The 24,431-nt window shown below is 71.0% G+C and carries 25 protein-coding genes; 10 read left to right on the top strand and 15 right to left on the bottom strand.

Features of this window, described 5'->3' with window-relative positions; all coding sequences use genetic code 11:
* Positions 1 to 34: 34 nt before the first annotated feature.
* Positions 35 to 796 carry a phosphodiester glycosidase family protein gene (locus ASG52_RS20830; RefSeq protein ID WP_056247359.1) on the bottom strand — a complete coding sequence of 254 codons (762 nt, stop codon included), beginning with the start codon at positions 794 to 796 and terminating at the stop codon, positions 35 to 37.
* A 284-nt stretch (positions 797 to 1,080) separates the two neighbouring features.
* Between ASG52_RS20830 and ASG52_RS20825 the strand changes: the two genes are divergently transcribed.
* Positions 1,081 to 1,608 (top strand): hypothetical protein, encoded by a 528-nt coding sequence (locus ASG52_RS20825; RefSeq protein WP_056247357.1) that lies wholly within the window; start codon positions 1,081 to 1,083, stop codon positions 1,606 to 1,608.
* Between the two features lie 76 nt (positions 1,609 to 1,684).
* Here the strand turns inward: ASG52_RS20825 and ASG52_RS20820 are convergent, their stop codons facing one another.
* From ASG52_RS20820 to ASG52_RS20780, 9 genes are all read right to left on the bottom strand, one after another.
* Complete coding sequence (locus tag ASG52_RS20820; protein ID WP_056247356.1) at positions 1,685 to 2,647, bottom strand: alginate O-acetyltransferase AlgX-related protein; 963 nt, start codon at positions 2,645 to 2,647, stop codon at positions 1,685 to 1,687.
* A gap of 10 nt (positions 2,648 to 2,657) precedes the next feature.
* Positions 2,658 to 4,094: a Do family serine endopeptidase gene (locus ASG52_RS20815; protein WP_056247355.1), complete on the bottom strand. Its 1,437-nt coding sequence runs from the start codon at positions 4,092 to 4,094 to the stop codon at positions 2,658 to 2,660.
* A gap of 130 nt (positions 4,095 to 4,224) precedes the next feature.
* Entirely contained in the window at positions 4,225 to 4,932 is a 708-nt protein-coding gene (locus ASG52_RS20810; RefSeq protein ID WP_056247352.1) for a response regulator transcription factor, read from the bottom strand.
* Positions 4,929 to 6,578 carry a sensor histidine kinase gene (locus ASG52_RS20805; protein WP_056247346.1) on the bottom strand — a complete coding sequence of 550 codons (1,650 nt, stop codon included), beginning with the start codon at positions 6,576 to 6,578 and terminating at the stop codon, positions 4,929 to 4,931. Before ASG52_RS20805 ends, ASG52_RS20810 begins: the two co-directional genes overlap by 4 nt.
* Before the next feature lie 77 nt (positions 6,579 to 6,655).
* Positions 6,656 to 6,862, bottom strand: coding sequence for a hypothetical protein (locus tag ASG52_RS20800; protein ID WP_056247344.1), 207 nt, complete (start codon positions 6,860 to 6,862; stop codon positions 6,656 to 6,658).
* A gap of 295 nt (positions 6,863 to 7,157) precedes the next feature.
* Positions 7,158 to 7,955 carry a formylmethanofuran dehydrogenase subunit C gene (locus ASG52_RS20795; protein WP_056247342.1) on the bottom strand — a complete coding sequence of 266 codons (798 nt, stop codon included), beginning with the start codon at positions 7,953 to 7,955 and terminating at the stop codon, positions 7,158 to 7,160.
* A gap of 10 nt (positions 7,956 to 7,965) precedes the next feature.
* Positions 7,966 to 8,901 carry a formylmethanofuran--tetrahydromethanopterin N-formyltransferase gene (fhcD, locus tag ASG52_RS20790; protein ID WP_056247340.1) on the bottom strand — a complete coding sequence of 312 codons (936 nt, stop codon included), beginning with the start codon at positions 8,899 to 8,901 and terminating at the stop codon, positions 7,966 to 7,968.
* Between the two features lie 12 nt (positions 8,902 to 8,913).
* Complete coding sequence (locus ASG52_RS20785) at positions 8,914 to 10,560, bottom strand: formylmethanofuran dehydrogenase subunit A (RefSeq protein ID WP_056247336.1); 1,647 nt, start codon at positions 10,558 to 10,560, stop codon at positions 8,914 to 8,916.
* Positions 10,554 to 11,630 (bottom strand): molybdopterin-binding domain-containing protein, encoded by a 1,077-nt coding sequence (locus tag ASG52_RS20780; RefSeq protein ID WP_056247334.1) that lies wholly within the window; start codon positions 11,628 to 11,630, stop codon positions 10,554 to 10,556. Before ASG52_RS20780 ends, ASG52_RS20785 begins: the two co-directional genes overlap by 7 nt.
* Before the next feature lie 473 nt (positions 11,631 to 12,103).
* Between ASG52_RS20780 and ASG52_RS20775 the strand changes: the two genes are divergently transcribed.
* The 7 genes from ASG52_RS20775 to fae all read left to right on the top strand — a co-directional run bounded on the left by ASG52_RS20775 (position 12,104) and on the right by fae (position 19,077).
* Complete coding sequence (locus tag ASG52_RS20775) at positions 12,104 to 13,087, top strand: beta-ribofuranosylaminobenzene 5'-phosphate synthase family protein (protein WP_156384061.1); 984 nt, start codon at positions 12,104 to 12,106, stop codon at positions 13,085 to 13,087.
* Between the two features lie 110 nt (positions 13,088 to 13,197).
* Positions 13,198 to 14,091, top strand: a complete 894-nt coding sequence (gene mtdB / locus ASG52_RS20770) for an NAD(P)-dependent methylenetetrahydromethanopterin dehydrogenase (RefSeq protein ID WP_056247330.1) — start codon at positions 13,198 to 13,200, stop codon at positions 14,089 to 14,091.
* Positions 14,092 to 14,189: 98 nt separating this feature from the next.
* Positions 14,190 to 15,491: an ATP-grasp domain-containing protein gene (locus ASG52_RS20760; RefSeq protein WP_056247326.1), complete on the top strand. Its 1,302-nt coding sequence runs from the start codon at positions 14,190 to 14,192 to the stop codon at positions 15,489 to 15,491.
* On the top strand, positions 15,421 to 16,392 hold the full coding sequence (gene mch, locus ASG52_RS20755; protein WP_056247324.1) for a methenyltetrahydromethanopterin cyclohydrolase: 972 nt from the start codon (positions 15,421 to 15,423) through the stop codon (positions 16,390 to 16,392). The genes ASG52_RS20760 and mch overlap by 71 nt, the downstream gene beginning before the upstream one ends.
* Positions 16,393 to 16,567: 175 nt before the next feature.
* Entirely contained in the window at positions 16,568 to 17,482 is a 915-nt protein-coding gene (locus ASG52_RS20750; protein WP_056247321.1) for an ATP-grasp domain-containing protein, read from the top strand.
* Positions 17,479 to 18,330: a triphosphoribosyl-dephospho-CoA synthase gene (locus ASG52_RS20745; protein WP_056247319.1), complete on the top strand. Its 852-nt coding sequence runs from the start codon at positions 17,479 to 17,481 to the stop codon at positions 18,328 to 18,330. Before ASG52_RS20750 ends, ASG52_RS20745 begins: the two co-directional genes overlap by 4 nt.
* Before the next feature lie 234 nt (positions 18,331 to 18,564).
* Positions 18,565 to 19,077 (top strand): 5,6,7,8-tetrahydromethanopterin hydro-lyase, encoded by a 513-nt coding sequence (fae, locus tag ASG52_RS20740; RefSeq protein ID WP_056247317.1) that lies wholly within the window; start codon positions 18,565 to 18,567, stop codon positions 19,075 to 19,077.
* Positions 19,078 to 19,394: 317 nt separating this feature from the next.
* Here the strand turns inward: fae and ASG52_RS20735 are convergent, their stop codons facing one another.
* A complete protein-coding gene (locus ASG52_RS20735) occupies positions 19,395 to 20,096 on the bottom strand; it encodes a HisA/HisF-related TIM barrel protein (RefSeq protein WP_056247315.1) in 702 nt (233 codons plus the stop codon).
* Between the two features lie 3 nt (positions 20,097 to 20,099).
* Here ASG52_RS20735 and ASG52_RS20730 point away from each other — a divergent pair, with 3 nt between their 5' ends.
* Complete coding sequence (locus ASG52_RS20730) at positions 20,100 to 21,134, top strand: hydantoinase/oxoprolinase family protein (protein ID WP_056247313.1); 1,035 nt, start codon at positions 20,100 to 20,102, stop codon at positions 21,132 to 21,134.
* 53 nt (positions 21,135 to 21,187) lie between these two features.
* Entirely contained in the window at positions 21,188 to 21,388 is a 201-nt protein-coding gene (locus ASG52_RS20725; protein ID WP_056247311.1) for a hypothetical protein, read from the top strand.
* Between the two features lie 186 nt (positions 21,389 to 21,574).
* On the opposite strand, the gene ASG52_RS20720 is transcribed toward ASG52_RS20725, so the two are convergent.
* From ASG52_RS20720 to ASG52_RS20705, 4 genes are all read right to left on the bottom strand, one after another.
* On the bottom strand, positions 21,575 to 22,582 hold the full coding sequence (locus tag ASG52_RS20720; protein WP_200945643.1) for a YncE family protein: 1,008 nt from the start codon (positions 22,580 to 22,582) through the stop codon (positions 21,575 to 21,577).
* Positions 22,583 to 22,611: 29 nt separating this feature from the next.
* Positions 22,612 to 23,142, bottom strand: a complete 531-nt coding sequence (locus ASG52_RS20715) for an SRPBCC family protein (RefSeq protein ID WP_056247309.1) — start codon at positions 23,140 to 23,142, stop codon at positions 22,612 to 22,614.
* 147 nt (positions 23,143 to 23,289) lie between these two features.
* Positions 23,290 to 23,826: an SRPBCC family protein gene (locus tag ASG52_RS20710; RefSeq protein WP_056247307.1), complete on the bottom strand. Its 537-nt coding sequence runs from the start codon at positions 23,824 to 23,826 to the stop codon at positions 23,290 to 23,292.
* 20 nt (positions 23,827 to 23,846) lie between these two features.
* Positions 23,847 to 24,428 (bottom strand): DUF447 domain-containing protein, encoded by a 582-nt coding sequence (locus ASG52_RS20705; RefSeq protein ID WP_056247304.1) that lies wholly within the window; start codon positions 24,426 to 24,428, stop codon positions 23,847 to 23,849.
* Positions 24,429 to 24,431 lie beyond the last annotated feature (3 nt).

Raw genomic sequence — 24,431 nt, 5'->3', positions numbered from 1 at the left:
ACCTCAGGATGAGGGGGTTTGGTAGGAAAGTTTCCTACTTCGCCACCGCCCCCACCAGCGGCCCGAGGGGGCGGCTGAGGTCGGAGCGGCCGAGGCCGGGGGCGTAGAGGCTCGACACGCTGCCGTCGAGGAACAGCGCGTTGCGGCAGCCGAGTTCGTCCTTGAACAGCCGGGCGAAGGCCCCGAACGTCACCGGCTGCTCGGAGATGGCGAAGATCGCGGTGCGCCCGTCGTCGCGCACACCGACGCCGTTGCGGATTTTCTGGCTCGGGCCGTCTTCCGAGATCTTCGGGTGGATTTTTCCCTCGACCACCAGCATCGGCCCGGATTGCGTGGCGAAGTCCGGCGAGGGCTTGGCCTTGAGGTAGCGGGCGGTGTCCATCACGCCGGCCCGATCGCCCTTCACATAGAACACGCCGTTGGGCTTGAGATGGAAGTTGCCCGGCCCGTTGGCGGTCGAGACGCCCTTCATCTCTCGCCCCTCCTCGACATAGAGCCCGACCGGCGCCTGCCCCTTGTCGTACATGCCGGCATTCATCGCGAAGCTGAGGCGGGCGCCCTGGCGGTCGGCGAGGCTGCCGAGGGAGGAATAGGGCAAGCCGTCCGGCCCGAGCCAAAAGAGCCGCACCCGCTCGCGCCGCAGATCGACGGTGCAGACCGTGAAGGGCTGCCCCTCCGCCTGCACCGGGCGGCAAGGGCCGTTGCCTGCCCCCTTGGCTGCGGACGCCGGCTCGGCGACGGCCGCGAGCGGGGTGGACAGGACGAGGCAGGCGGCGAGGAAGGCAAGGCGCGTCACGGGTTCCACGGTCCCTGTCGATCGGCGGGCCTCGCGGAGGGATGATCCGGGACGAGGCTCGGCCGTGCGTGCCCCTCCTCGCCCGAAAGCATGGCGGCATTCAAGCCGGCAGGGTGATGCCCGATTGCCGCTTCGGGCCGCCGCACCGCCGACAAGCGGCACGACTGGCGCAGGATTTTCATCCCGGCTCACGGAATTGAGACCGTCGGTCGCGTGAACCCTTCTCCGGCGCCGCACGTTCTGAGCGCACGGGGGACCCCTTTCCCTGTGTTGGAGATGGTTCGATGAAACGGATTGTTCTGGCATCGGCCGCCATGGTCGGCGCGCTGGCGATGATCCCGGCGACCGCCGACGCCCGCGGCTTCGGCGATTTCCATGGCGGCGGTTTCCACGGTGGTGGCTTCCACGGCGGCGGCTTCGGTCGCGGCTTCGGCGGCCCCCGCTTCGGTGGCGGCTTCGGCGGGCATCGCTTCGGCGGGTTCGGCGGTCCGCGCTTCGGCGGCGGCTTCGGCGGATACCGGGCGGCGCGCTTCGGCTACGGCGGCTACGGCTACCGCGGCGGGTACGGTTATCGCCGCGGCTACGGCGGTCTGGGCCTCGGTCTCGGCCTCGGTCTCGCGACCGGCGCCGTCCTCGGTGCCGGCTATTACGGCGGCGGATACGGTGGGTATGGCGGCTATTACGGCAGCCCCTACGGCTACTCCACCGTCGGCTACGACCCGTACTCTTACGGCGGCGGCTGCTACACCGTCCCGCGCACCCGCTGGACGCCCTGGGGCCCGCGCCGGGTTCTGGTCGAGCGCTGCTACTGAGCGCCGACATCTGAGATGATCGACGAGGGGCCGCCCGCGGGCGACCCCTTTTCGTGACAAAGAGGTTCCGCGGTGCTCAGGCGTCCGCCGCCTTCATCGGTGCCGGCTCGGCGGCCTGCAATTCCAGCCCGAACCGTTCCGCCGCGTAGGCCTCGAGATCGAACCGGTCGTCGGGCAGCTGGAACATGAAGCGTTCGGCCACCTGCCCGATCACGAGGTCGGGCCGGACCCGTTCGAGGTAGTGCCAGTCGAGCGACGACGACCAGATGAAATGCACCTCGGCGAAGGTCTCGGCGATCAGCGCGGTCAGCATGATCGGCGCGAAATGCGCGTAGGAATCGCCGAACAGCACCACTTTGCGCGGGTCGGTCCCCGGCGATGCGTTGCGGTAGATCACGTGCGAGCCGACATGGAGCGTGTCGGCCCGGCCCAGGCGCTCGCGCAGGTGCACGATCGGGCTCGCATGCACTCGTACGGCGTCGCGCTGGATCCGGCGGATCGGCCAGGGCTCGGTCCGCGGCGGGGTGAACTTGCCGCCGAGGTCGCCCGCCCTCTCCAGCCATTCGTGCGGCTCGGTGCGGAGGTCTTTCGGCGCGGCCCCGCAGGCGGCGCAGATTAGGCGGTAGGCGGTCTCGCAGCCCTCGAACGACCAGTGGCTGTCGGTGCGGTAATAGAGGTCGTGGGCGTCGCGCTCCGCCCGGAAGGCGCCGACGAGGTCGAGGCAGGCGCGCCGCGCGCGCCGGTGCCAGAACAGCGCCCGGCGCAGCCGCAGGGCCGGCGACAGCCGCACCCGCACCTTCAGCCCGTCGAGCCGATGGTCGTAGACCGTCAGCTTCTCCGGCACGATCACGTGGAGATAGGGGCAACCGAGCCGCGCGCAGCCGCGCACGCGGGCGATCACCAGCCGCTTCCAGCCCCGCACCCGCCGCGCCATCAGGCGCGAGCGGCTGAACTGGCCGACGACGTTGTTGCTGCCCGCCGTCAGAAAAAGCCAGCCGTCCCGCCCGACATGGACGTGCTCCGCCCCCTCGATCTCCATCCTCGCGGGCTCAGCCCCCGAACACGGAGGTCAGCACCTCGCCGCCGCGGTTGATCGAGACCTCCCACAGGCCGAAGCTGCGCTGGGTCAACCGGTCGAGGTCCTTGGTCGAGGCGACCGGGGTGCCGTTCACCGCCACGATCACGTCGCCCTTCTTGAAGCCGGCCCGGTTGGCGAGCGAGCCGTCCTCGACGGCGCTCACCGCCACGCCCTCCTCGGGAAGGTCGGCCTGCAACTCCTCGCCGACGGCGGGCGAGGTGTTCACCAGCGTGGCGCCCGCGAACGGCGTGCGGGTCTTCACCTTGAGGAGGTCGCGCGGGCGCGTCTCCGGCGCCGCGGTGAGCTTGACCGGGATCGTCTGGCGCCGCGTGCCGCGCAGGATGCCGAACTGCGCCGTGCCGGTGATGCCCTTCAGCGCGAAGCGGTAGCCGAACGCCTCCGGGTCATCGACGTTCTGCCCGTCGATGGAGAGGATCACGTCGCCGCGCTTGAGGCCGGCCTCCTCCGCGGGGCTCTTGGCCTGCATGCTCGCCACCAGCACGCCGGTCGGCCGGTCGAGCCCAACGCTCTCGGCGATGTCGTTGGTCACGCTCTGCACTCGGGCACCGAGCCAGGGCCGGCGCACGAGGCTGCCGCCGCCCTTGGCCGCATCGACCACCGCGCGGATCATGCTGGCGGGAATCGCGAAGCCGATGCCGTGGCTGCCGCCGGACTGCGAGTAGATCGCGGTGTTGACGCCGACGAGGCGCCCCTGGAGATCGACCAGCGCGCCGCCCGAATTGCCCGGATTGATCGCCGCATCGGTCTGGATGAAGAACTGGTAGTCCGACGAGCCGACCTGCGTGCGCGCCAGCGCCGAGACGATGCCCTGCGTCACCGTCTGGCCGACGCCGAACGGGTTGCCGATCGCCAGCACGAAGTCGCCGACCTCGAGATGGTCGGAATCGCCGATCGGCATCGGCGCGATGTCGGCCGGCGTCTTGATCTTGAGGACGGCGAGGTCGGTGCGGGGATCGCGCAGCACGATCTGCGCTTCGAACTCGCGCTTGTCGGCAAGCGACACCTTCACCTCGTTCATCTCGGCGATGACGTGGTTGTTGGTGATGACGAGGCCCGAGCCATCGACGATCACGCCCGAGCCCAGCGAGCGCTGCGCCCGCTCCCCCGGAGCCCCGCCGGGGCCGCCGCGCCCGCTGCCCCCGGGGCGGTCCTCGCCGAAGAAGCGGCGCATGAACTCGTCCATGGCCGACGAGCGCGCCGAACGCTTCTCGACATGGGTGGCGTAGACGTTGACGACGGAGGGTGCCGCCCGCTTCACCACCGGGGCCAGCGAGAACTGGATGTCGCCCTTGGAGAGCGGCACCGCCTTCTCCTGCGCCACCGCGGGCGACGCGGCGAGCAGCAGCACGGACAGAAGGCCGGCCGGCCGAAGCGGCGAGAAGGGCATGTCGGGTCTCCCGGAGAAGGCTGAACTCCGGGCTATGTAGCCCCGGCCGCTTCGAGGCGCGAGAGCCGGAAAGACCTACCAGGGCTCTGCCCTGGACCCGCGAAAGGACTTGTCCTTTCGAAACCGGAACTTAGTGCTTGAAGTCCTGTGCCCTCAGGTCGAGCATGAAGCCCTTGCCGCGGACCGTGGTGATGACCGGGCCACCGAGGCGCACGAAGTCTGAGAGCTTCGAGCGCAGGTAGCCGACATAGACGTCGACCACGTTGAGCGAGAGCCCGCCCTGGCTCGCCCAGAGCCGGTCAAAAATCTCGCCCCGCGAGATCGGGCGGTTCACCTCCTGCATCAGCAGGGCCAGCAGCTCCGCCTCCCGCGGCGTCAGCCGGGCCGAGGCCTCGCCGAAGCTGACTTGGCGGATGTTCACGTCGAGCGTCAGCCGGCCCGCGGTGAAGACGGTGCGCGGCGTGTCGGCCTCGCGGCGCCGCAGCAGGTGGACCTGAAGCCGGGCGAGCAACTCGTCGAACACGAACGGCTTGACGATGTAGTCGTCGGCCCCGAGCGCCAGCCCTTCGGCCCGGTCGCGCACCTCGTCGCGGGCGCTCAGGAACAGGATCGCGCCGGGATAGCCACCCTCGCGCAAGCTGCGGCACACGTCGTGGCCCGAGCCGTCGGGCAGCGTGATGTCGAGCACCACCGCCTCGGGCGCGGCGTCGCGGGCCGCGCTGAGCGCGTCCTCTACGCGGCCGGCCACGCCCACGTCGAACCCTTCCGCCTCCAGGCCGCGGGCCAGCATGCCGCGGATGTCGATATCGTCTTCGACGATCAGAACGCGCGTCGTCATACGGCGTCGATCCTCTCCCGTGCCGCCCCGTGTCCATCCGGCTCGGCGCTCAGGTCGAACGCGGGCAGGTCGAGGACCACCCGCGCACCCGCATTCGACTTGATCGCTGGCCCGGCCTTGCCGAGGCTGATCGTTCCATCATGACGCTCAACGACCCAGCGCGCCAGAGCCAAACCGATACCGAAGCCCGGCTCTCCCGAATGGTTGTCGCGCCGGAACCGCTCGAACAGCCCCTCCGCGTCCTCGGGGAAGCCCAGCCCGTCATCCTCGATGGCGATGACGGCGCGCTCGCCCTGGCCGTCGAACCGATCGTCCACCGAGACGGTGACGCGGCTCAAGCCGCTGGCGTGGCGGAAGGCGTTGTCGATCAGGCTCTCGATGACCTGGCGCAGCCATTCCGGGTCGGCGGAGAGTTCGATGTCGCGCGCACCGGGTTCCAGCACCAGCTCGACCCGGCGGCGGGCGGCCTCCGAGGCGACGCCGTCCACCGCATCGCTCGCGATGGCGACCGCCGAGACCGGGCGCCGGTCCAGCTCGATCTGGCCGGATTCCGAGCGGGCCACGCGCAAGAGGTCCTCCACGCGGCGCTTGAGCCCCTGCGCCCGCTTGCGGATCGTTCCGAAGACGGGTGTGAAGTCGGCGGGCCGCGGGCTGCCCCGCTCGACCGAGCGCTGGGCGAGGTCGCACTCGCCGAGGATGACGGTGAGCGGCGTGCGCAATTCGTGGCTCACGTCGGCGAAGAAGCGGCGGCGCGAGCGGTCGACCACCTCCAGCCGTTCGTTCGCCGCGCGAAGGTCGGCGGTGCGGGCCTGCACCGTGTCCTCCAGGGCGGCCCGGTCGGCGGCGAGCCGCCCCTCGCGGCGCGACAGCCGGGCGACCATGCGGTTGAAGTTCGCCACCAGCACGCCGAGCTCGTCGCGGGTCTCGACCGAGAGCCGGGTATCGAGCGCGCCGCTGCCGACCGCCGTCGCCGCGCGACGAATCTCGGCGATGCGCGCCAGCGTCGGCCGCGTGACCGTGCGGTAGAGCAGCCCGACGAAGGCCAGCGCCAGCGCCATCGCGGCGAGCGAGGCGGCGGTGAGCCGCTGCGACAGGTTCCGGGCGTCCTCGGAACCGGCGTTCATGCTGCGCCGCTCGGCCTCGATCAGCATCGACAGCGGCGGCCCGGTCATCGCCCCGAAACCGTTGAGCGCGCCCTGCATGGCGGTGCGGCGGCGGTCCGGCTCGCTCTCACGCTGGGCTCTGAGCACCTGCCGGTCGAGCATGGCGCGAGCGGCGCGCACGCTGGCGAGCGGCCGGGTGCGGGCGAGATACTGGATGCGGTCCTGCGGATCGTCGCTCGACCCGAGCCCCCGGCCCAGCGCGTCATCGACGGCGGTGAGCGCCTGATCGACCCGGTCACGGGTCACCGAGAGGGCTTCCGGCGGCGCGTCGGGGTTGTTGACGCTCTCGATCGCGGCCAACCCGTACTGCGCGAGCCGCCCGGAGAGTTCCGCCATCAGCTCCAGGCGGTGCTGGGCGGCGAGCGTGCGCTCGATGACGCGCTCGGACAGCCGCGTCGACCACAGCACGCCCCCCGCGGCCATCAGCGCGATGAGCGCCGTGCCGCCGAGCAACAGGGCGAACCGGACCTTGAGCGAACGCATGGGTTTTCAGTGTTCCCGCCGCTTGAGGCGGCCGGCGGACCCTGCCACCGCGGGGCGGGGGGCTCAAGCAGCGGACATCACGTCTTGTCCGGCACGCTCCCCTTCGGCGCGCAGCGCCAGCTCTTCACGTGCAGGTCGGGGTGCTCCTCCTGCCAGGCCGCCAGCGTCGCCTGCGAGTTGCGCAGGCACAGGAACGGATTGGGGTTGTCGAAGGCGAGGTTGATCCGCTCGTCGTGGCACTTCGTCGGCTCGGCGATGAGACAGACGGACAGGAGCAGGAACATGCCGCACGACCTCGCTTAGGTGAGCGGCCCGAGGATTCCGCCTGTGCCGCATCCGAGGAGAAGTGGGACGAAGCGGCAGGCCGGCAAGGGATTTCGTGCAGGTTCGGATGGGCGCAGGTGCAGGATCGTGCCGTTTCCGCCAGCGCCTCCCACCGTCATTCCGGGGCGCCGCAGGCGAACCCGGAGTCCACCCGTGATGCACGGCTGCGGAAGATGTCGCGGCCAGTCGTGGATTCCGGGTTCCGCTACGCGGCCCCGGAATGACGACCGTGAGAGGGTGTTGTGCCTCCCGGCCTTACGCCGGCACGAACATCTCGCCCTTGCCGAGCGTCGCGAGATCCCCGGAGTAGCGCCGCAGCGTGCCCCCGAGCAGACCGGCCTGCGCCGCGCCGAGGCGCTTGAGGGTCTGGGCCAGCAGGCGGACGTAGACGAGGTCGGGCGTGCCGGTCTCGACGAAGGTGGGCAGCAGGGCGCCGTGGCCGCCCGCAATCAGGGTGCCGCGGCGCATGCCGTAGCCCGGATGGTCGCCAATAGTGCCGGACACCACGATGGTGCCGGCGATCATCCGCGAGGCGGTCTGCGCGCCCGCCGACCCGGCCAGGATGATCCCGCGGCGCATGCGGTCGCCGAGACCGTCGCCCGCGCGGCCCTTGATCACCAGCGTCGCACCGTCGAGCCCGGCCTTGGCCGCATAGACCGCGCCGCCCGCGTGGTCGCCGGCGTCACCCTCGATCGTGACCGTGCCGCCGGTGGCACCGGTGGCCGCGAACGGGCCGGCCGAGCCGGTGACGGTGAGCGTGCCGCCCGCCATGCCCTCGCCGAGGCGCTGGCCGACATCGCCCTCGACGCGGATCGTGCCCTCGGAGAGGGCGGCGCCGACGCGGTCGAGACGGTCGGAGCCGCCTTCGATCACCAGCGTGTCGGAGCCGTCGAGGCTGATCTCGAACAGGTCGCCGAGGCTCACGCCGCGGCGGCTGGTGCCGACCGCGAGCTTGCCGGCTTCCGATTCCGAGAGGCCCTTGAGCGCCAGCGGCGTCACGTTGAGGAGGTCGATCCGCTCCGGCGGCGCCCCGCGCAGTCTCAGCGTGCTCATCGTGGAGTCCTCATGCGGCGGGTTTCTCCAACAGGTCGCGGAGGTGGTAGTGGTGCCGGCCGAGATTGCCGCCGTAATTGCCGGCGGTGACCGCGACCAGCCCGTACTTCGCGCCGATCTCGGTGGAGGCGTGGAGCGCCGCGCGCATCGATTCGGCGACGCCCTGCGAGGTGAGCGCGTCGATGACGATCTCCAGCACCACGCCGCATTCGGGCGGCAGCGCCGAGCCGGCGCGGCCTTTGAGCGTCGGGCAATAGGCGTCGTTGGTCGAGGCCATCATGCCCTTGGTGCGCCCGCCGACCTTCGAGCCGGAGCGGACGATGCCGCCGGGGAAGGGCAGGATCGCGCCGGGGATGGCTTTGGCCGCCTCCACCGCGATCTCGGCGACGATGAGCGTGTCCGAGTGCTTGCGGCCGAGGAACAGCAGGTTGCCGCCGCCGACCGCGCCGTCGACCGCGCGGGTCGAATCCTCGCACAGGAACTCGCCGTCCATGACAGGGATGCGCCAGTAGCGGCGCATCCGGCCGCTCGCGTCGGGCAGCCGCTTGGCGACCGCGAACCCGTCGCCGAAGTAGCGGATCGCGCCGCCGAGCTTGATCTTGTGCGGGCCCTCGACGCCGGCGAAGCACGCGGTGCCGGGGCAGGTGAGGATGCACTGGCCGACGCGCTTGAGCAGCTGCTCCTTGAGCCCGTTCGGCTCGAAGCCGAACAGCAGGATGCGCACGCCGGGGCGCCCGTCCGGGGTTTCCTCCGGGGACAGCTCGGCGTCGACGCCGGCCTCGGCGCCGCAGCCGATCACCGAGGTGGCGAAGCCCGTCATCACGGTGGCCGCGATCATCGCCCATTTCGGCGTGTCGTTGGTCACGATGATCGCGGTGCCCGCGACGTCGAAGGCCTCGGCGAAGGTGTCCTCGACCTTGATGCCGTTAAGGGTGAGGTCAGCCATGGGTTCTTTTCCTCACGCCCGGCACGCCACGTCTTCGAACGTCCCGGTGTTGTCCGGGAACACGGCGTCCGGCACCGCGAAGGTGTCGAGGCCGGCGCCGAAGCGATCCTGCAGGTAGCTCTCGGCGCGCTTTTCCATGCCGGCATCGGCTTCGACATCGAGCGAGAGCGTCTTGCCGGAAATCCAGGCCACGACTTCGCCGTCCTCGACGATGCGGCGGCCGTCCTTCAGCACCAGCTTGGCGTGGGCGAACATCGCCGTGCGGTTCTTGTCGTCGCGGTAGATCGCGATGTCGGCCTTGGCGCCCTCGCGAAGGTGGCCGCGATCGGTCAGCCCCAGGAGCTTGGCCGGACCGGAGCGGGTCAGCTGGGCGATCTCGCTCAAGTTGTATTCGCGCTCGATCTTGGGCAGACCGGAGCGCTCGCCGACGACCGCGGGCAGCGTCGCGATTTCCTTCGCCCGCTCCTCGGCATCCATCAGCAGGTGGATGATGCGGGGATACTCGGTGAACACGCCGCCGTTGGGGTGGTCGGTCGTCAGGATGGTGCGCTCGGGGTTCGAGGATAGCAGCATCAGCTCCAGGCCGATCGCCCATTGCAGCGACGAGACGGGCCCGCGCGGCCGGTAGAGAAACGGCACCACGCCGCCGCCCTCGGCGTCGCCCGCCTGGATCGTCCACTTCTTCGGCTTGGCGCCCTTGCGGCCGCCGAACTGGCGCAGGATGTCGAGGGAGATCGTCACCGTCTGGCCGAACACCACCTGACCGACGTCGTAGGTCGCGTTGGGATGGGCCTCCATCGCCGCGTTGATCCGCTCGGCGGCCGAGCGGAAGCCGCCGGTCATCGGGTTCTCGGGGTCGGCGACGCCGTAGGCGTAGAACTGGGCGTGGGCGAAGTGGATGCGCCGGCCTTCCGCGGCCTCGAGCGTCGCGACGAGCGAGTCGTCGGCGCCGGGGAGACCGAGGTTGTTGCAGTGGACGTGCAGCGGGTGCGGCACGCCGATCTCTTCCACCGCGTCGAGCAGGGCCGACATGATCTTGCGCGTCGAGAGGCCGTAGCAGGGAATCTCGTCGTCGAGGCTGAGCTTCAGGACGCCGTCCTTGAAGGCCGAGGCGCCGCCCGCGTTGATGCACTTGACGCCCAAGCCCCGCGAATGGGCCAGCGTCTGCTGCACCAGATCGCGCACCGCCGCCTTGCTCTCGCCGTCGCGCAGCAATTGCAGCAGGTGGTCGTCATTGCCCAGCACCGCGAGGCCGCCGCGGTCGAGCAGCGGGATGTCGGCGAGTTCGAGATGGGTCGCGAGCGCGTTCGAGGGCGGCAGCGCCGGCTCGACCGCGGTGGTGTAGCCCATCCGGGCGTAGTTCGCGCCGACCCAGCTGCCCGAGCCGCCGGCATGGGCGAAGGGATGGCCGTTCGGGGCCGACTCGCTGACGTAGAGGTCGGGCAGGAGCAGGCGGCTCATCACCACGTTGCCGCCCGCGATGTGCGAGTGGACCTCGACGCCGCCGGCCATCACGACGCAGCCGGTGGCGTCGATGGTCTCGTCGGGAGCACGATCCGAGGGGGCGACGACGCGGCCGTCCTCGATCCAGACGTCGCCGACGCCGTCGCGCCCGGCGGTCGGATCGACCACCCGTCCGCCATGGATACGGGTCAGCATGAGACACCCTTCTCGATGAGGCGGTCGCGGATGCGGGCGAGCACGTCGGCTGCGGTCTGGCCTTCCGCCGGCGCGGTGGCGTCCGCGTAGGCGATGACGCCGCGCCGCTGGTTCCAGAGCGCGCCGCCGACGGTTTCGCCCGGCACGCCGACGGTGATGACGACCTCCGCGGTCTCGCCCGCGGCTTGCGCCGAGCCCTCGCCGACGATGGCGACGGTCGGGAGCTTTCCGAGCCAGTCCGGGCGCGGTGCGGGAAGCGCCGCAAGCCAAAGGACGGCGTCGGCCTCGCCCGCTTCGATCTGGCGGGCGCTGTCGAAGCGCCACGGATCGTGTTCGGGCCGGTGCCGGCCGAAGCCGACGCGGGGCGCCTGACCGGTGGTCCAGGCGGAGAGCTGGATCGCGGCGCGGCCCTGGAACGGGTCGGCGAGCGGCAGGGTGAAGAAGCGGGTGGTCTCGTTGAGATCGCGGATGAGGCCCTGCAGCATCTCGACGCCGAGTTCGCCGAGTTCCTCCGCGTCGTAGATCACGACGCCGTATTGGGCCGCAAACAGGCGCTTGGCCAGATCGGAAAAGGCCTCCTCGCCGGCGAGATGCCCCTTGGCGAAGGCGCGCAGATGGCCCAGCGAGACGGCGAGACCGCCCTCGTCGGCCCCGTAGGCGACGTGGCGGATCGCGCCGTTCTGCGGGCCGCCGAGCGAGAGCAGGCTGCGCTCGGCGCCGGTCGCCCGTCCGCGGCGGATCGGGGCGGCGGCGATCTCGCCGATCAGGTCGCCGTCCCAGGGGCGATGCCCAAGGATCAGCACCACGTCGGCGCGTGCCGCGGTCTCGGCCCGGGTCGTCGTCATGGCGCCCCCTGCGCTCAGCGCGCCGAGTTCGGCGTAGACGCTTTGGCCCGCCGCCGGATCGAGCGAGGCGCCGAGCGTCTCCGCGAGCCGGTAGGCGGCGCGCAGGCCCGCCACATCCGCGTTCAGGCCGGCGACCACCGGCACGCGGGCCGTTGCAAGCAGGTCGGCGGCGGCCTTCACCGCCGCGTCCACATCCGCCGCGCCCCCCTTCACCCAGGCTGCCATGATTCCTCACCGTCGTTTCTTCGGGCATCCCCGCACGAATGGCGGGGCGAAAGACGGCCGTGTCCGAGGGACGCCGGAGAGGACGCCCTTGGTGGAGCCTCGATGTCCCGCGCCGTGAAAAGGTGGCGGGCAGATGCTCGGACCGGCTCCGCGAGGGAGCACGGTGGTTTTGCATTCCTGTCACCGCGCCCGCAAGTCCCCCCTCGCCAATCCCGCCACGGTTTTCCGAATGGGAATTCCGGCCCATCGAATTCGCTTGTGCGCGATGCAAGCATCGCACAGCGCCATCCTGATCCTTCCCCCCGTCATTCCGGGTTCCGCTTCGCGGCCCCGGAATGACGGGGGTGGATGTTGGTGCGGTGGCGGGGCCGCCTTCGTGGTTGTCGCGGGGGCCGCCGCATGGGACAAGCCGCGCGCTGAGGGCGAGGCGCTGACCTTGCCGGCCCGAAATCCATATCGAGAGGGAAGCGACGGTGGCCGAGGTCCCGCAACGCACGGGTGAGACCGCGACCGGAACCGCCACGGGTGTCCGCGTCCGCGCCCCGGCGCGCCTGCATTTCGGCTTCCTCGATCTCAACGGCGGGCTCGGGCGCCGCTTCGGCAGCATCGGGCTCGCCCTCGACGCGCCCGCGGTCCAGCTCGTGGCCCGCCCGGCCAAGCGCGTCGCCGCCACCGGCCCGGAGGCCGAGCGGGTGCGGGCGAACCTTCTGGCGGCGGCCTCCTATCTCGACGTGCCCGACACCGTCGCGGTCGAGGTCGAGGAGGCGATCCCGCCCCATGCCGGCTTCGGCTCGGGCACGCAGCTCGCGCTTGCCGTGGCCGCCGCGCTCGCCCGCCTCAACGGCAAACCCTTCGCCCCGGCCGACTTCGCCGACGTGCTCGACCGCGGCAACCGCTCCGGCGTGGGGCTGGCCGCCTTCACCGAGGGCGGGCTGATCGTCGATGGCGGGCGCGACGAGTCCGGCGCGCCCCCGCCCGTGATTTCCCGGCTGCCCTATCCGGAAGCGTGGCGCGTCGTGCTGATCCTCGACGAGGGCATGACCGGCGTGCACGGCTCGCGCGAGACCGAGGCGTTCCGCGATCTGCCGCCCTTCGATGCCGGACAGGCCGCCGAGATCTGCCGCATCGTGCTGATGCAGATCCTGCCCGCCGCCGCGACCGCGGAGCCCACCGGCTTCGGCGCCGGCATCACCGAGATTCAGAAGCGCATCGGCGACCATTTCGCCCCGCACCAGGGCGGGCGCTACGCCAGCCCGGCGGTGGCCGAGGCGCTCGCCGCCATCGCGCAGGCCGGCGTGCCGGGCTACGGCCAGAGTTCCTGGGGGCCGACCGGCTTCGCGCTGATGCCCTCCCAAGCGGAAGCCGAGCGGCTGGTGGCCTCGCTCGCCCGGCCGGGGCGCCTGCGCTTCGTCATCGCGCGGGGGCGCAACGACGGCGCCTCGGTGACCGAACTTTAGATATTTTTTCGCTAAGCCGATCTCCGACAAATCGGCTTGACCGGCACCGGTCCGATACGCTTTGCACCTGAAGCGGCCTCGCGAAGCCGCGATCACGGGAGACGAAACACATGGCCCGCTCGATCCTGCACATGCTGACGCCGCTCAAGCACATGAGCCCGTTCGACGTGAACATGGCGATCGATGCCGGCTTCGAGACCCTGATCCCCTATACCGGCGTCACCCTGCCGGACGTGGTCTCGCTGACCCAGGACTCGATCTTCTCCCGCGCCCCGCAGGACGGCGTGCGCACCGGCATCTTCATCGGCGGCAAGAACGCCGAGGACGCCCTCGACATGGTGGACCGGGCCAAGAAGGCGTTCGTGCCGCCCTTCGTCAACCACGTCTTCGCCGACCCGGCCGGCTCCTTCACCACGGGCGCCGCGATGGTCGCCGAGGTGAACCGGGCGCTGAAAGCGAAGTTCGGCACCGATCTCAAGGGCAAGCGCATCGTCATCTTCGGCGGCGCGGGCGTCGTCGCCTACGTCGCCGCGGTGATCGGCGCGCTGGAGGGCGCCCAGACCGTGCTGGTCGGCCATGACGGCGAGGAGCGCGTCTCGAAGATCGCCTTCACCATGAAGTGGCGCTTCGGCATCGAGGTCGGCGCCGTGGACGGCACCCTGCCCGAGGCGCGGCGCGCCGCCATCACCGACGCCGACGTGATCCTGTCCGCCGGCCCCGCCGGCATCCCGATCCTGACGGCGGAAGACCTCGAATCCGCGCCCAAGCTCCTCGTCGCCTCCGACGTCAACGCCGTGCCGCCCGCCGGCATCGCCGGCATCGACGTGAACGCCAAGGACGTCCCCCTGCCCGTGGGCAAGGGCGTCGGCATCGGCGCCCTCGCAGTCGGCAACGTCAAGTACCAGACCCAGTGCCGGCTCTTTCGCAAGATGCTGGAGGCCGAGGAGCCGCTCTGCCTCGACTTCCGCGACGCCTACACGCTCGCCGTCGAGATCGCCGGCTGACCACGCCACGCATCCGCGAGGGCGGCGCGCTCCTGATCGCCGCCCAGTCCGGCCGGGCGCTGGCCCAGGCCGCGCGCCGGGCGGGTTTTCGCCCGTTCGTGCTCGACCTGTTCGGGGACGAGGACACGCTGGCGCTGGCCGAGGCGCATCGCCCGCTGCCGGGTCGCTTCGGGGCGGGGCGGCGGGACCGGGCGACGGTTTTTTTGGGGCTTGAGGCGCTGGCATCGGAAGCCGGAGGCGCTCCGCTCGGCGTGGTGCTCGGCAGCGGGTTCGAGGGTGCGCCGGACCTGATGGCGGAGATCGCCGCGCGCTTCCCCCTGCTCGGTGCGACGCCCGCCTCGGTCGCCGCCTTGAAGGACCCTACGGGTTTCGCCGCCCTGTGCGAACGCCTCGCGATTCCCCACCCGGCGCTGGCCGGTGTGCCATCGCGGCTGGGTCGAGCGCGGGTTCCCCTCCCCCTTGTGGGGAGGGGCAGGGGTGGGCGTGGTGCAGAACGCACCGCACCGCCCCATCCTGAACCACCCCCACCTCCTCCCTCCTCCCCACAAGGGGGAGGAGAAGCGTTCCATCCGGCTCGCCGAGCATCGGCTGAACCCGATGGGGCGCAGCGGGACACATGGCTCCTCAAGCGCGCCGGCGGATGCGGCGGCTCGCATATCCGCCTGAGCGCCACCGGCGCGGTGCCGCCCGGCCATTACCTCCAGCAAAAAGTGCCCGGCCGCGCCTTCGCCCTCAATTTTCTCAGTGACGGCCGACGCATCGAGCCGCTGGCGCTGACCGAGCAGTGGCAGGCGCCCTCCCGCCTGCGCCCATTCCGCTACGGCGGCGCGCTCGCCCGCGGCCGGGACGAGCCGCACCCGGTTCCCCCGGCCCTGCGCGAGACCATCATGGAGGCCGTCGCCCGGATCGTGCGCGCCACCGGCCTGACCGGCCTCGCCAGCGCCGACCTGCTGATCGACGGCGAAAGTTGGTGGCTGCTCGAGATCAACCCCCGCCCCGGCGCGACCCTCGACGTGCTCGACCGGCGCCCGACACCCCTGCTTCTCGCGCATATCGAGGCCAGCCTCGGCCGTCTGCCGACCCTTGAGCCCGCCCCCCTGGATGCAACAGGCGCCGAGATCTGTTACGCGGCCCGAAGCTATGCGGCCCTGCCGCCGCTCGACTGGCCGGCGCATGTCCATGACCGGCCGCGGGCCGGCAGCCGGGTCGGCCGCGACGCGCCGCTCTGCACGGTGACGGCGACCGGGCCGGATGCGGCGGCGGTCGAAAAAAATTTGCGGGAGCGGGCGGATGCGCTCCGCGCCCGCCTCGACGACACGGAGAACAGGCATGAGTTCCAACACGACCGTCCCGAGCCTCAACGCCCTGGCGAACCCGCTGGTCGAGAGCCTCGTCGCTGACGCGGCCAAGCTCCGGCTCGTCGTCGCGCAGGAGAACGGGGCGCGCACGGTCGATGCCGGCGCCAATGCCCGCGGCTCGATCGAGGCCGGCCGGCGCATCGCCGAGATCTGCCTCGGGGGGCTGGGCACCGTGTCGATCGCGCCGACCGGTCCGATCGCCTCCTGGCCCTACACCATCGTCGTCCACTCCGCCGACCCGGTGCTGGCCTGCCTCGGCAGCCAGTATGCCGGCTGGTCGCTGGCCGACGAGGAGGGCGATTCCGGCTTCTTCGCGCTCGGCTCCGGCCCCGGCCGCGCGGTCGCCGTGGTGGAAGAGCTCTACAAGGAGCTGAATTACCGCGACAACGCGACCAGGACCGCGCTCGTGCTCGAATCGGCTAGCGCCCCGCCGGCCTCGGTGGTCCGCAAGGTCGCCGCCGCCACCGGGATCGCGGCCGAGAACGTCACCTTCATCTACGCCCCGACCCAGAGCTTGGCCGGCGCGACCCAGGTGGTCGCCCGCGTGCTGGAGGTGGCGCTCCACAAGGCCCACACGGTGGGCTTCGACCTCCACCGCATCCTCGACGGCATCGGCTCGGCCCCGCTCTCGCCGCAGCACCCGGACTTCATCCAGGCGATGGGCCGCACCAACGACGCCATCATCTACGGCGGCCGGGTGCAGCTCTACGTCGATGCCGACGACGCGGACGCCAAGCAGCTCGCCGAGCAGCTGCCCTCGACGACCTCGGCCGATCACGGCGCCCCCTTCGCCGACATCTTTTCGCGGGTGAACGGCGACTTCTACAAGATCGACGGCGCGCTGTTCTCGCCGGCCGAGGCCATCGTGACCTCGGTCCGGACCGGCCACACGTTCCGCGGCGGCCGGCTGGAGCCGACGCTGGTGGACGCTTCGTTCTCGTAAGAAGCGCAGCGCCAAACTAACCCTCCCCCCTCCGCGGGGGAGGGCGGCCCCCGAAGGGGGTCGGGTGAGGGGCTGGCTCCGCATTATCCGGACGCGTCGCTCCCCTCTCCCGCCTGCTCCGCAGGCACCCTCCCCCGCGGAGGGGGGAGGGTCGGGGAAAACGGAAAAGACGTTCATGCGCATCGGGCTCGCGGCCGACAACGGCAATTGGCACAAGGCGCGCCTGCGCGCGGCGCTGCAATCCTTCGGCGTCGAGCCGGTGCTGTTCTCGCTCGCCGACGTGGCGGTGGTGACGGGCGGCGGCGAGCCCCTGCGCGTGCCGGGCTTCGCCGACGGCCTGCCCGACGGCGTCCTGCTGCGCACCATCGCGGGCGGCACGTTCGAGGCCACCACGATGCGGCTCGGCGTGCTCCATGCCCTCGTCGCCTCCGGCGTCACCGTCTGGAACGGACCCGTCGGCATCGAGCGCTCGGTGGACAAGGCCGCGACCTCGCTGCAGATCGCCCGCGCCGGTTTGCCCACCCCCGACACCTTCGTGGTGTCGAAGCGCGAGGCGGCGGCCGAGATCGTCGCCTGCGAGGCCCGGCCCGGCACGCCGATCGTCCTCAAGCCCCTGTTCGGCTCGCAAGGGGAGGGGCTGATGCTGATCGAGCACCCCGACCAACTGCCGCCGCCGGAGGCGGTCAGCGGCGTCTACTATCTCCAGCGCTACATCCCCCGCGCCGACGGGCTGTGGCGCGACTACCGCGTCTTCGTCTGCGAGGGCCGGGCCATCGCCGGCATGATCCGCGAGGGCGACGGCTGGATCACCAACGTCCATCGCGGCGGCCGGCCCTTCGCCTGGGACGTGCCGGCCCGCGCCGCCGAACTCGCGGAAGCCGCGGCGGCGGCCGTCGGCGTCGATTATACCGGCATCGATCTGGTGGAGGACGGGGAGGGCGGCTTCCTCGTGTTGGAGGTCAATTCCATGCCGGCCTGGTCCGGCCTGCAGCAGGTGACCGAGACCGACATCGCGGGCGCCGTCGCCCGCGGCTTCCTCAACGCGGTGCGCGCCGCCCGCCCGCCGCGTCTGGTCTCGGCGCTGGGATGAGCCCGGGGCTGCCCTCCGCCACGGTGGCCGACCTCTACCGGGCCGCGTGCCTCGCCGAACTCGACGCGCTCAAGCCCGGCAACGTCCACGCCTACGCCCCCGGCCACCGCATGGTGACGGCGGATTTCGTCACCAGCGCCGAAGTCTCGGCGCCCCCGCTCGCCGCGCGGGGCGCGCGGGTCGGCGCGCGGGTGCGCGGCGGCGTCGAGGCGACTGTCGCCGCGGTCGGCCAGAACACCAATCTCGGCATTCTTCTGCTGTGTGCGCCGCTCGCCAGTGCGGCGGAAGCCGAGGGTCCCCTGACCGAGGCGCTGTCCGCCGTGCTCGCCGGCTTCGACCCTTCGGACGCGACCGACATCTTCGCGGCGATCCGCCACGCCAATCCCGGCGGCCTGGGAAAAGCCGCGCGCCACGACGTGACCGACGCGAGCGCGACGCCCTCGCTCGCGGAGGCGATGGCGGAGGCGGCCCCCCGCGACCGCATCGCCCGCGCCTACACCGACGGTTTTCGCGATCTTCTCGAGATTGGCCTGCCGGCCCTCGCGGCCGCGCGCGGCAACGGGCGCGTCGCGCCCTGGACCACCACGGCAGTGCATCTCGCCTATCTGACGACCGTGCCGGACAGCCACATCGCCCGCAAGCACGGCCCCGAGCGCGCCGAGGCCGTTCGCGCCGAGGCCGCGGCGCGCCTCGCCGGGCTCGACCTCGCCGAAATGCCGGTCGCGGCCCTGCTCGACTACGACCGTTCGCTCAAGAGTGCCGGCCTGAATCCCGGCACGAGCGCAGATTTCACGGTCGCCACCCTGTTCCTCGACACCCTGCTATGCGCCCGCGGCGAGCCTGTTTGAGCCTCGCCCGCGAAGGAACGAAGTCTTCTCCCGTCAAGGGCCTAAAGGGCCCAAAAATCGCCGATTTCGGGCTCCGGCGCGGGTTGTTCGGGGCAAAAGCCCGCTGTAGGGTCCGCCCCGCTATCCGGGCTAACCGGCTCGGCCCCCTGCCGGGCGCCGCGAACAAGGATGGCCTTCGGCCCCGCCCCCTCTCAGGGCGGGCCTTTTTTCCATGAATTCAGGGAGAGACCCCGAATGGCCAAGATCAACAAGCTCCAGGTCGGCGAAGCCCTCGTCGGTGATGGCAACGAAGTCGCCCACATCGACCTCATCATCGGACCGCGTGGTTCGGCCGCCGAGACCGCCTTCGCCAACGGCATGGTCAACAACAAGCACGGCTTCACCAGCCTGCTCGCCGTGATCGCGCCGAACCTGCCGTGCAAGCCGAACACGCTGATGTTCAACAAGGTCACCATCAACGACGCCCGTCAGGCCGTCCAGATGTTCGGCCCGGCCCAGCACGGCGTCGCCATGGCGGTGCAGGATGCCGTCGCCGAGGGCATCATCCCGGCGGACGAGGCCGACGACGTGTTCGTGCTGGTCGGCGTGTTCATCCACTGGGAGGCGGCCGACGACGCCAAGATCCAGAAGTACAACTACGAGGCCACCAAGCTGTCGATTCAGCGTGCCGTGAACGGCGAGCCGAAGGCCGCGACCGTGACCGAGCAGCGTAAGTCGGCGACCCACCCCTTCGCCTCCAACGCTTAGATCGGACACAGTCCTGGGCAGAGCGAGCCTCCGCCCGCACCGCGGGGCCTGCTCCAGCGACTGGCTTCGATCTTCCTCGGACGTTGACATGGATCGGGACGGCCTCAGGGCCGTCCCTTTCTTTTTGGGCGGTGTGGTTCGCGTCGAGCGCCGGCTCCATCCAACCCCCCTCATCCTGAGGTGCGGAGCGTAGCGGAGCCTCGAAGGAGGGCTCCAGTGTATCGCGCGATCCACTGGAGCCCTCCTTCGAGGCTCCGCCTTCGGCTACGCGCCTCAGGATGAGGGGGATGGGTGGGAAAGGCCGGTCGGGTCGGTTCTTACCGCAGCCCCCCGTCATGGATCGCCGAGGCGACGAGCGCCCCGGCCGCGCCGGCCTCCGTCAGCCGTGCCACGTCGTCCGGCCCGCGCACGCCGCCCGCCGCATAGACGCGCCGGCCCCCGGCGCGCGCCACGGCCTGCGAAACCCTCAAAAAATCCGGCCCCGTCCCCGTGCCGACGCGGGCGAGCGTCATCACGATGGTCTCGTCGGGCCATGCGGTGGCATCGTCGTGCAGCGTGTCCGGCCCGAGCCGTTCCGCGCCGCGGCTGTCGAGGGAGAGGACGGCGCGGTTCCCCATCGCCCGCACGAGCCTCTCGTCGCGCTGGCTCTCGCTGCCGATCACCGGGCGGCCGAGCCCCGCACTGAGGAAGCGCTCGACGCCCGCGGCTTCCGAGAACCCGGCATCGACCCACAAAGCCACGCCGGGGCAGGCGCGGGCCACCGCCTCCAGGCTGGCGCGGTCGGGCTCCGTGCCGTCCATGATTGCGTCGAGGTCGGCGACGTAGAGGGTGTCGGCAGCGACCGCGTCGAGCAGGCCGCGGGCGACGTCGGCGGGGGCGGAGCCCCTGGCCAAGGGGGTGAGGATCGGGGCATAGGCATCGCGCTCGCCCGCGCGGGCACGCACCACGGCGCCGCGGCGCAGATCGATCACCGGGATCAGCCGGAACGGCGCCGCCCGACCTTGCAGAGCGTGAGACATCGCGTGAACCGGACCAGAAGCAAAGTCGTCGGGTGGGATCTCGGCGGGGTACATGTCAAGGCGGCCCTTGTGGTGGACGGCCGCGTGGTCGAGGCGGTGCAGGCGGCCTGCCCGCTCTGGCGCGGCATCCCGGCCCTCGACCGGACGTTTTCGGAGTTGCCCGACTGGGCGCGCGACGAGGCCGAGCACGCCGTCACGATGACCGGCGAGCTGACCGATTGTTTTGCCGACAGGGCGGACGGCGTCGAGAAGCTGTCGGCCTGGGCCGCCGCCACGCTCGAAGGTCGTGTGCGCATCTATGCCGGCCGCGCCGGCTTCGTGGCCCCCGAGGCGGCGCGCGACAACGCCTTTGAGATCGCGTCCGCCAACTGGCATGCCACGGCGGCGCTGGTCGGCCGCTGCCTGCCCCGCGCCCTGCTGGTCGATATCGGCTCGACCACCGCCGACCTGATCCCGATCGTCGAGGGCCGCCCAACTGCGACCGGCTACAGCGACGCCGAGCGGCTGGAGACGGGCGAACTCGTCTACACGGGCGTCGTCCGCACGCCGATCCTGGCCTTCGCGACGCATGCCCCCTGGCGGGGGCGGCGCACCGCACTGATGGCCGAGACGTTCGCGACCGCCGCCGACATCCATCGGCTGACCGGCGACCTGCCCGAGGGGGCCGACCAGCAGCACAGCGCCGACCTCAAGGGGAAGTCGCTGGCCGAGACCGAGACGCGGCTGGCCCGCATGGCCGGCCGCGACCGGAGCGAGGGCAGTGCGCAAGAATGGCGCGCGCTCGCCGCGTGGTTCGCTGAAGCGCAGCTGCGCCCGCTGCACGACGCCGCCGCAATGCTGCTGTCGCGGCCCGACCTGCCGGCGGACGCCCCGCTCGTCGTCTGCGGCGCCGGCCGCTTCCTGGCCGAGCGTCTGGCCGCCCGGCTCGGACGCGAGGCCGTGCCGTTGGCCTCCCTCATCGCCGAGCACGTCGCGGCGGAGGGCTCGGAATGGGTCTCGACCTGCGGGCCTGCGGTAGCGGTCGGGTTGATCGCGTGAGGAACGCGGCGCGTCCCGCGCGTTGACCGGGACGAAACGAGGAGAGGGGAAGAATGAGCGCAGCCCAGAAACTCACCCGCATCCTGGCGACCCGCACGGGGGCGGACATCGAGCTGGCCTTCGTCACCGAGGACGGCCGCACCACGCGGGTCCTGGCGAGCGACGACCAGATCGACCTGCTGGTGGACGAACTGGAAGACATCCTGAACTCGCCGACCGAGGGCGAGACCGGCGAGCCGCCCGCGGCGGCCTGAGCGTCGGTTCGGTTCGGCGCAGCACGCTGCGTTCGATACCGCGCGTTCTCCCACCCGCACCCTCATCCTGAGGCGCCGCGTCAGCGGCCTCGAAGGAGGGCTCCAGAGATCGCGCGATCCGCTGGAGCCCTCCTTCGAGGCTTCGCTTCGCGGCACCTCAGGATGAGGGGATGGGATGAGAGGGGCCTACCGCAAAAAATCCCCGAACGAGCGCGGGCCGTCGCCGGTCTCGATCGTCGCGGTCACCGTGAGGCTCGTCGGGTCGATCAGGCTGAGCGAGTTGTCGCCCCAGTTGGCGACGACGACGGTGTTACCGTCGCGGGTCGCGGCGATGCCCTCGGGGTGGTCGCCGACATCGACCGTGCCGAGTTTCCGCATCGTGGCCGGGTCGAACGCCGTCACGGTGTTGGAATACTGGTCGGTGACGAAGCCTCGGCCTCCAGCGAACGCGATGACGTAGGGGCGCTGGCCGGTGCCGACCCGGCCGGTCTCGCGGCCCGCCGCGATGTCGATGGCCGAGACGTCGTCGGACAGGACGTTGGCGGTGTAGGCGCGGGTGCCGTCGGGCGAGAGCGTCAGGCCGAACGGGTGGCTGCCGACCGCGATGCGCCGCGTCTCCTTGCGGCTCGCCACGTCGATCACCGAGACGGAATCGGATTCGCGGTTGGCGACCAGCAACGTCGCTCCGTCCGGGGTCACGGCGATGCCGGACGGCGACTTGCCGGTGGCGATCTCGCCTTCCAGGCTCACCCCCTCGGGGGTGGGGCGCAGCACGAACACCCGTTCGGCGAACCAGTCGGCGACATAGACCTCACCCGATTTCGGGTTGACGCCAACGCCGAGCGGCCCGCCGGGCAGGCCGAGTTCCGACAGGACTTTCTGGGATTCGAGATCGATCACCGTGACGCCGTGACCCTCGGGCCGGGTGACGTAGGCGCGGGACCGGTCGGGCGACAGCGCGATGCCGGCGGGTGCCCCCGCGACGGGGATCGTGTGCAGGATTTTTTTTGTGGCGAGATCGACGATCTCGACGGCGTTGCCGAGCTGCGCCGTGACGATGGCTTCCTGGGCCGTGGCGGGGGTGGCCGCGAGCAGAAGCAGGCTAACGGCGAGCCGTTGCCGAACGACCCTTCCCCCTCCCTTCCCCGCAGAGGGAGAAGGGAGGGGGCGGCGCGCCCATGGAAGCACAGTCATCGAGCGCGCCGCCTGCATCATCGAAAGTCCTACGAACCCTTCTCGGCCTTGGTCTTCACGTTCTCGAGGCTCGCCTTGTAGAGGCCGGAGACGGCGGTCTTGGCGGCGTCGTCGCTGAGGTCCGGCGGCGGATCGTTGTTCATGTAGCCGCGGTAGAACGCGCCCTTCCACGTCAGCTTGGTCTTGGAGCCGTCGCCCTCGACCTCGACGGTGGAGGAATAGTCGTTCACCGGCAGGGTCTTCACGTCGACCTTGGTGATCCGGTACATGAAGGTCTTCTTCTCGGCGTCGTACTTGGCGAGTTCTTCCTCGACCGTGGCGCCGCCCTTGAGCGTCAGCGTGCGGGTCGCCTTGACCTCGTTGCCGCCCTTGCCCTCTGTCTTCTCGACCACCGGAATCCAGCTGCCGTCCTGGAAATTGCCGACGATGGCCCAAACCTTGTCGGCCGGGGCGTTGATCTCGATCGATTCCGAGACCTTCTGGCGGGTCGGGCCGTGGGCCTGGGCCGCGAAGGTCACCGTGGCCAACGCCGCGACTGCGGCGAGCGTGCGAAACTTCATTTCTCGTCTCCTCCCCTGCGCCGCGAGGCGGCGCGGTCGTCACCCTTCTGTCGAAGTGTCACCCACACATTGATCGCGGCAACGGCTTAGCCAGGGGTCGGCCTCGGACATCGCGGCGAAAATTGTGGGCGGTGGCGGGCGGCCCCCTCAGGAGCCGCCCTTCTCAAGCCGCGCCTTGAGGGTCTCGAGGCTGGCGTGAATCCAGGCCCGCACGGCCTTCTCGGAATTCTCGTCGTTCAGCGCGGGCGGGGGATCGTTGTTGGGGTAGCCGCGGTAGAACGCGGCCTTCCACTCGACGCGCGCCGCCCCGTCGCCCTCGGGCACGACCGAGAGGGTCGCCGAGTAGTCGTTGGCCGGCAGGTCGGCGACGTCGTTCCGGACGAGGTAATAGGCGAAGCTGCGGGCTTCCGGATCGAGCTTGCGGCTCTCCTCGACCAGGGTGTGGCCGTTGTCGAGGGTGAGCCGGTAGGTCGGCTTCGTGGCATCCGTCACGCGCTCGGCCTTCACCACATGCGCGATCCACGTGGCGTCGGCCGGGTTGCCGACGACCGCCCAGACCTTGTCGGCGGGCGCCCGGATCGTAACGGACTCGACCACCTTGCGGCGGGTCGGCGCGTGCTGGGCGCTCGCCGCGGTGACGGTGACGGCGAGTGCCGCCGTCGCGAGGAGGACGGTGCGTATCATGAATGGCATCTCCGGCCTGCTCACACCTTAAGGACCCGCTCGCTGCGCCCGAGCGCGGCCGCGACCTTGTCCTCGATCCAGTCCCAGGCCTCGCGCTCGACGGGGCCGGCGGTCTTCTGGATCGCGATGGCGTGGTAGGCCATCTCGGTCAGGATCTTTTCGGGGTCCAGCATGTGGAGCCGGGTCGAGAGGATCGCGGCCTCGATCACCGCGCCTTGCGCCCGGTTATAACCGATGAACGGCACGTGGCTCTGCGCGTGGACCATACGGCCCCGGTACCGTGGGCGGGTCTCGTCGTCCTCGATCGAGGCCACCTCGAACTCGGCATGGCCGAAGCATTCCGCGAGGCGTTTTCCCGGAATCTTTTCGCAATCCACCACCGGCCAGTCGCGGCGGCCGGTGACGACGCCCGCGATCACCCGCACGTCGCTCGGGGCGGAAGCCGCGAAGAACGGCCGCTCGGTCAGGTTGGTGATGGTCGGCGAGGGCCGGAACGGGGCGAGCACGAAATCCTCGCCCTCGCGGATCAGGCCGAACGGCACGAGATGCATCGTGCCGTCGGCCGAGAGGGTGGTGACGACGGTTTCCAGGATCAGCGGCATCGG

Origin of the sequence: Methylobacterium sp. Leaf456 (assembly GCF_001425465.1) — a bacterium.
Taxonomy (GTDB): domain Bacteria; phylum Pseudomonadota; class Alphaproteobacteria; order Rhizobiales; family Beijerinckiaceae; genus Methylobacterium.
The sequence above is the reverse complement of the archived record's forward strand: the minus strand, read 5'-3'. Positions and strand labels throughout refer to the sequence as shown.

What these genes read in the sequence shown, in the direction of transcription:
- ASG52_RS20825 (WP_056247357.1), top strand. Translation starts at nt 1,081, where the DNA reads ATGAAACGGATTGTTCTGGCATCGGCCGCCATGGTCGGCGCGCTGGCG.
- ASG52_RS20820 (WP_056247356.1), bottom strand. Translation starts at nt 2,647, where the DNA reads ATGGAGATCGAGGGGGCGGAGCACGTCCATGTCGGGCGGGACGGCTGG.
- ASG52_RS20815 (WP_056247355.1), bottom strand. Translation starts at nt 4,094, where the DNA reads ATGCCCTTCTCGCCGCTTCGGCCGGCCGGCCTTCTGTCCGTGCTGCTG.
- ASG52_RS20810 (WP_056247352.1), bottom strand. Translation starts at nt 4,932, where the DNA reads ATGACGACGCGCGTTCTGATCGTCGAAGACGATATCGACATCCGCGGC.
- ASG52_RS20805 (WP_056247346.1), bottom strand. Translation starts at nt 6,578, where the DNA reads ATGCGTTCGCTCAAGGTCCGGTTCGCCCTGTTGCTCGGCGGCACGGCG.
- ASG52_RS20800 (WP_056247344.1), bottom strand. Translation starts at nt 6,862, where the DNA reads ATGTTCCTGCTCCTGTCCGTCTGTCTCATCGCCGAGCCGACGAAGTGC.
- ASG52_RS20795 (WP_056247342.1), bottom strand. Translation starts at nt 7,955, where the DNA reads ATGAGCACGCTGAGACTGCGCGGGGCGCCGCCGGAGCGGATCGACCTC.
- fhcD (WP_056247340.1), bottom strand. Translation starts at nt 8,901, where the DNA reads ATGGCTGACCTCACCCTTAACGGCATCAAGGTCGAGGACACCTTCGCC.
- ASG52_RS20785 (WP_056247336.1), bottom strand. Translation starts at nt 10,560, where the DNA reads ATGCTGACCCGTATCCATGGCGGACGGGTGGTCGATCCGACCGCCGGG.
- ASG52_RS20780 (WP_056247334.1), bottom strand. Translation starts at nt 11,630, where the DNA reads ATGGCAGCCTGGGTGAAGGGGGGCGCGGCGGATGTGGACGCGGCGGTG.
- mtdB (WP_056247330.1), top strand. Translation starts at nt 13,198, where the DNA reads ATGGCCCGCTCGATCCTGCACATGCTGACGCCGCTCAAGCACATGAGC.
- mch (WP_056247324.1), top strand. Translation starts at nt 15,421, where the DNA reads ATGAGTTCCAACACGACCGTCCCGAGCCTCAACGCCCTGGCGAACCCG.
- ASG52_RS20750 (WP_056247321.1), top strand. Translation starts at nt 16,568, where the DNA reads ATGCGCATCGGGCTCGCGGCCGACAACGGCAATTGGCACAAGGCGCGC.
- ASG52_RS20745 (WP_056247319.1), top strand. Translation starts at nt 17,479, where the DNA reads ATGAGCCCGGGGCTGCCCTCCGCCACGGTGGCCGACCTCTACCGGGCC.
- fae (WP_056247317.1), top strand. Translation starts at nt 18,565, where the DNA reads ATGGCCAAGATCAACAAGCTCCAGGTCGGCGAAGCCCTCGTCGGTGAT.
- ASG52_RS20735 (WP_056247315.1), bottom strand. Translation starts at nt 20,096, where the DNA reads ATGTCTCACGCTCTGCAAGGTCGGGCGGCGCCGTTCCGGCTGATCCCG.
- ASG52_RS20725 (WP_056247311.1), top strand. Translation starts at nt 21,188, where the DNA reads ATGAGCGCAGCCCAGAAACTCACCCGCATCCTGGCGACCCGCACGGGG.
- ASG52_RS20720 (WP_200945643.1), bottom strand. Translation starts at nt 22,582, where the DNA reads ATGACTGTGCTTCCATGGGCGCGCCGCCCCCTCCCTTCTCCCTCTGCG.
- ASG52_RS20715 (WP_056247309.1), bottom strand. Translation starts at nt 23,142, where the DNA reads ATGAAGTTTCGCACGCTCGCCGCAGTCGCGGCGTTGGCCACGGTGACC.
- ASG52_RS20710 (WP_056247307.1), bottom strand. Translation starts at nt 23,826, where the DNA reads ATGATACGCACCGTCCTCCTCGCGACGGCGGCACTCGCCGTCACCGTC.
- ASG52_RS20705 (WP_056247304.1), bottom strand. Translation starts at nt 24,428, where the DNA reads ATGCCGCTGATCCTGGAAACCGTCGTCACCACCCTCTCGGCCGACGGC.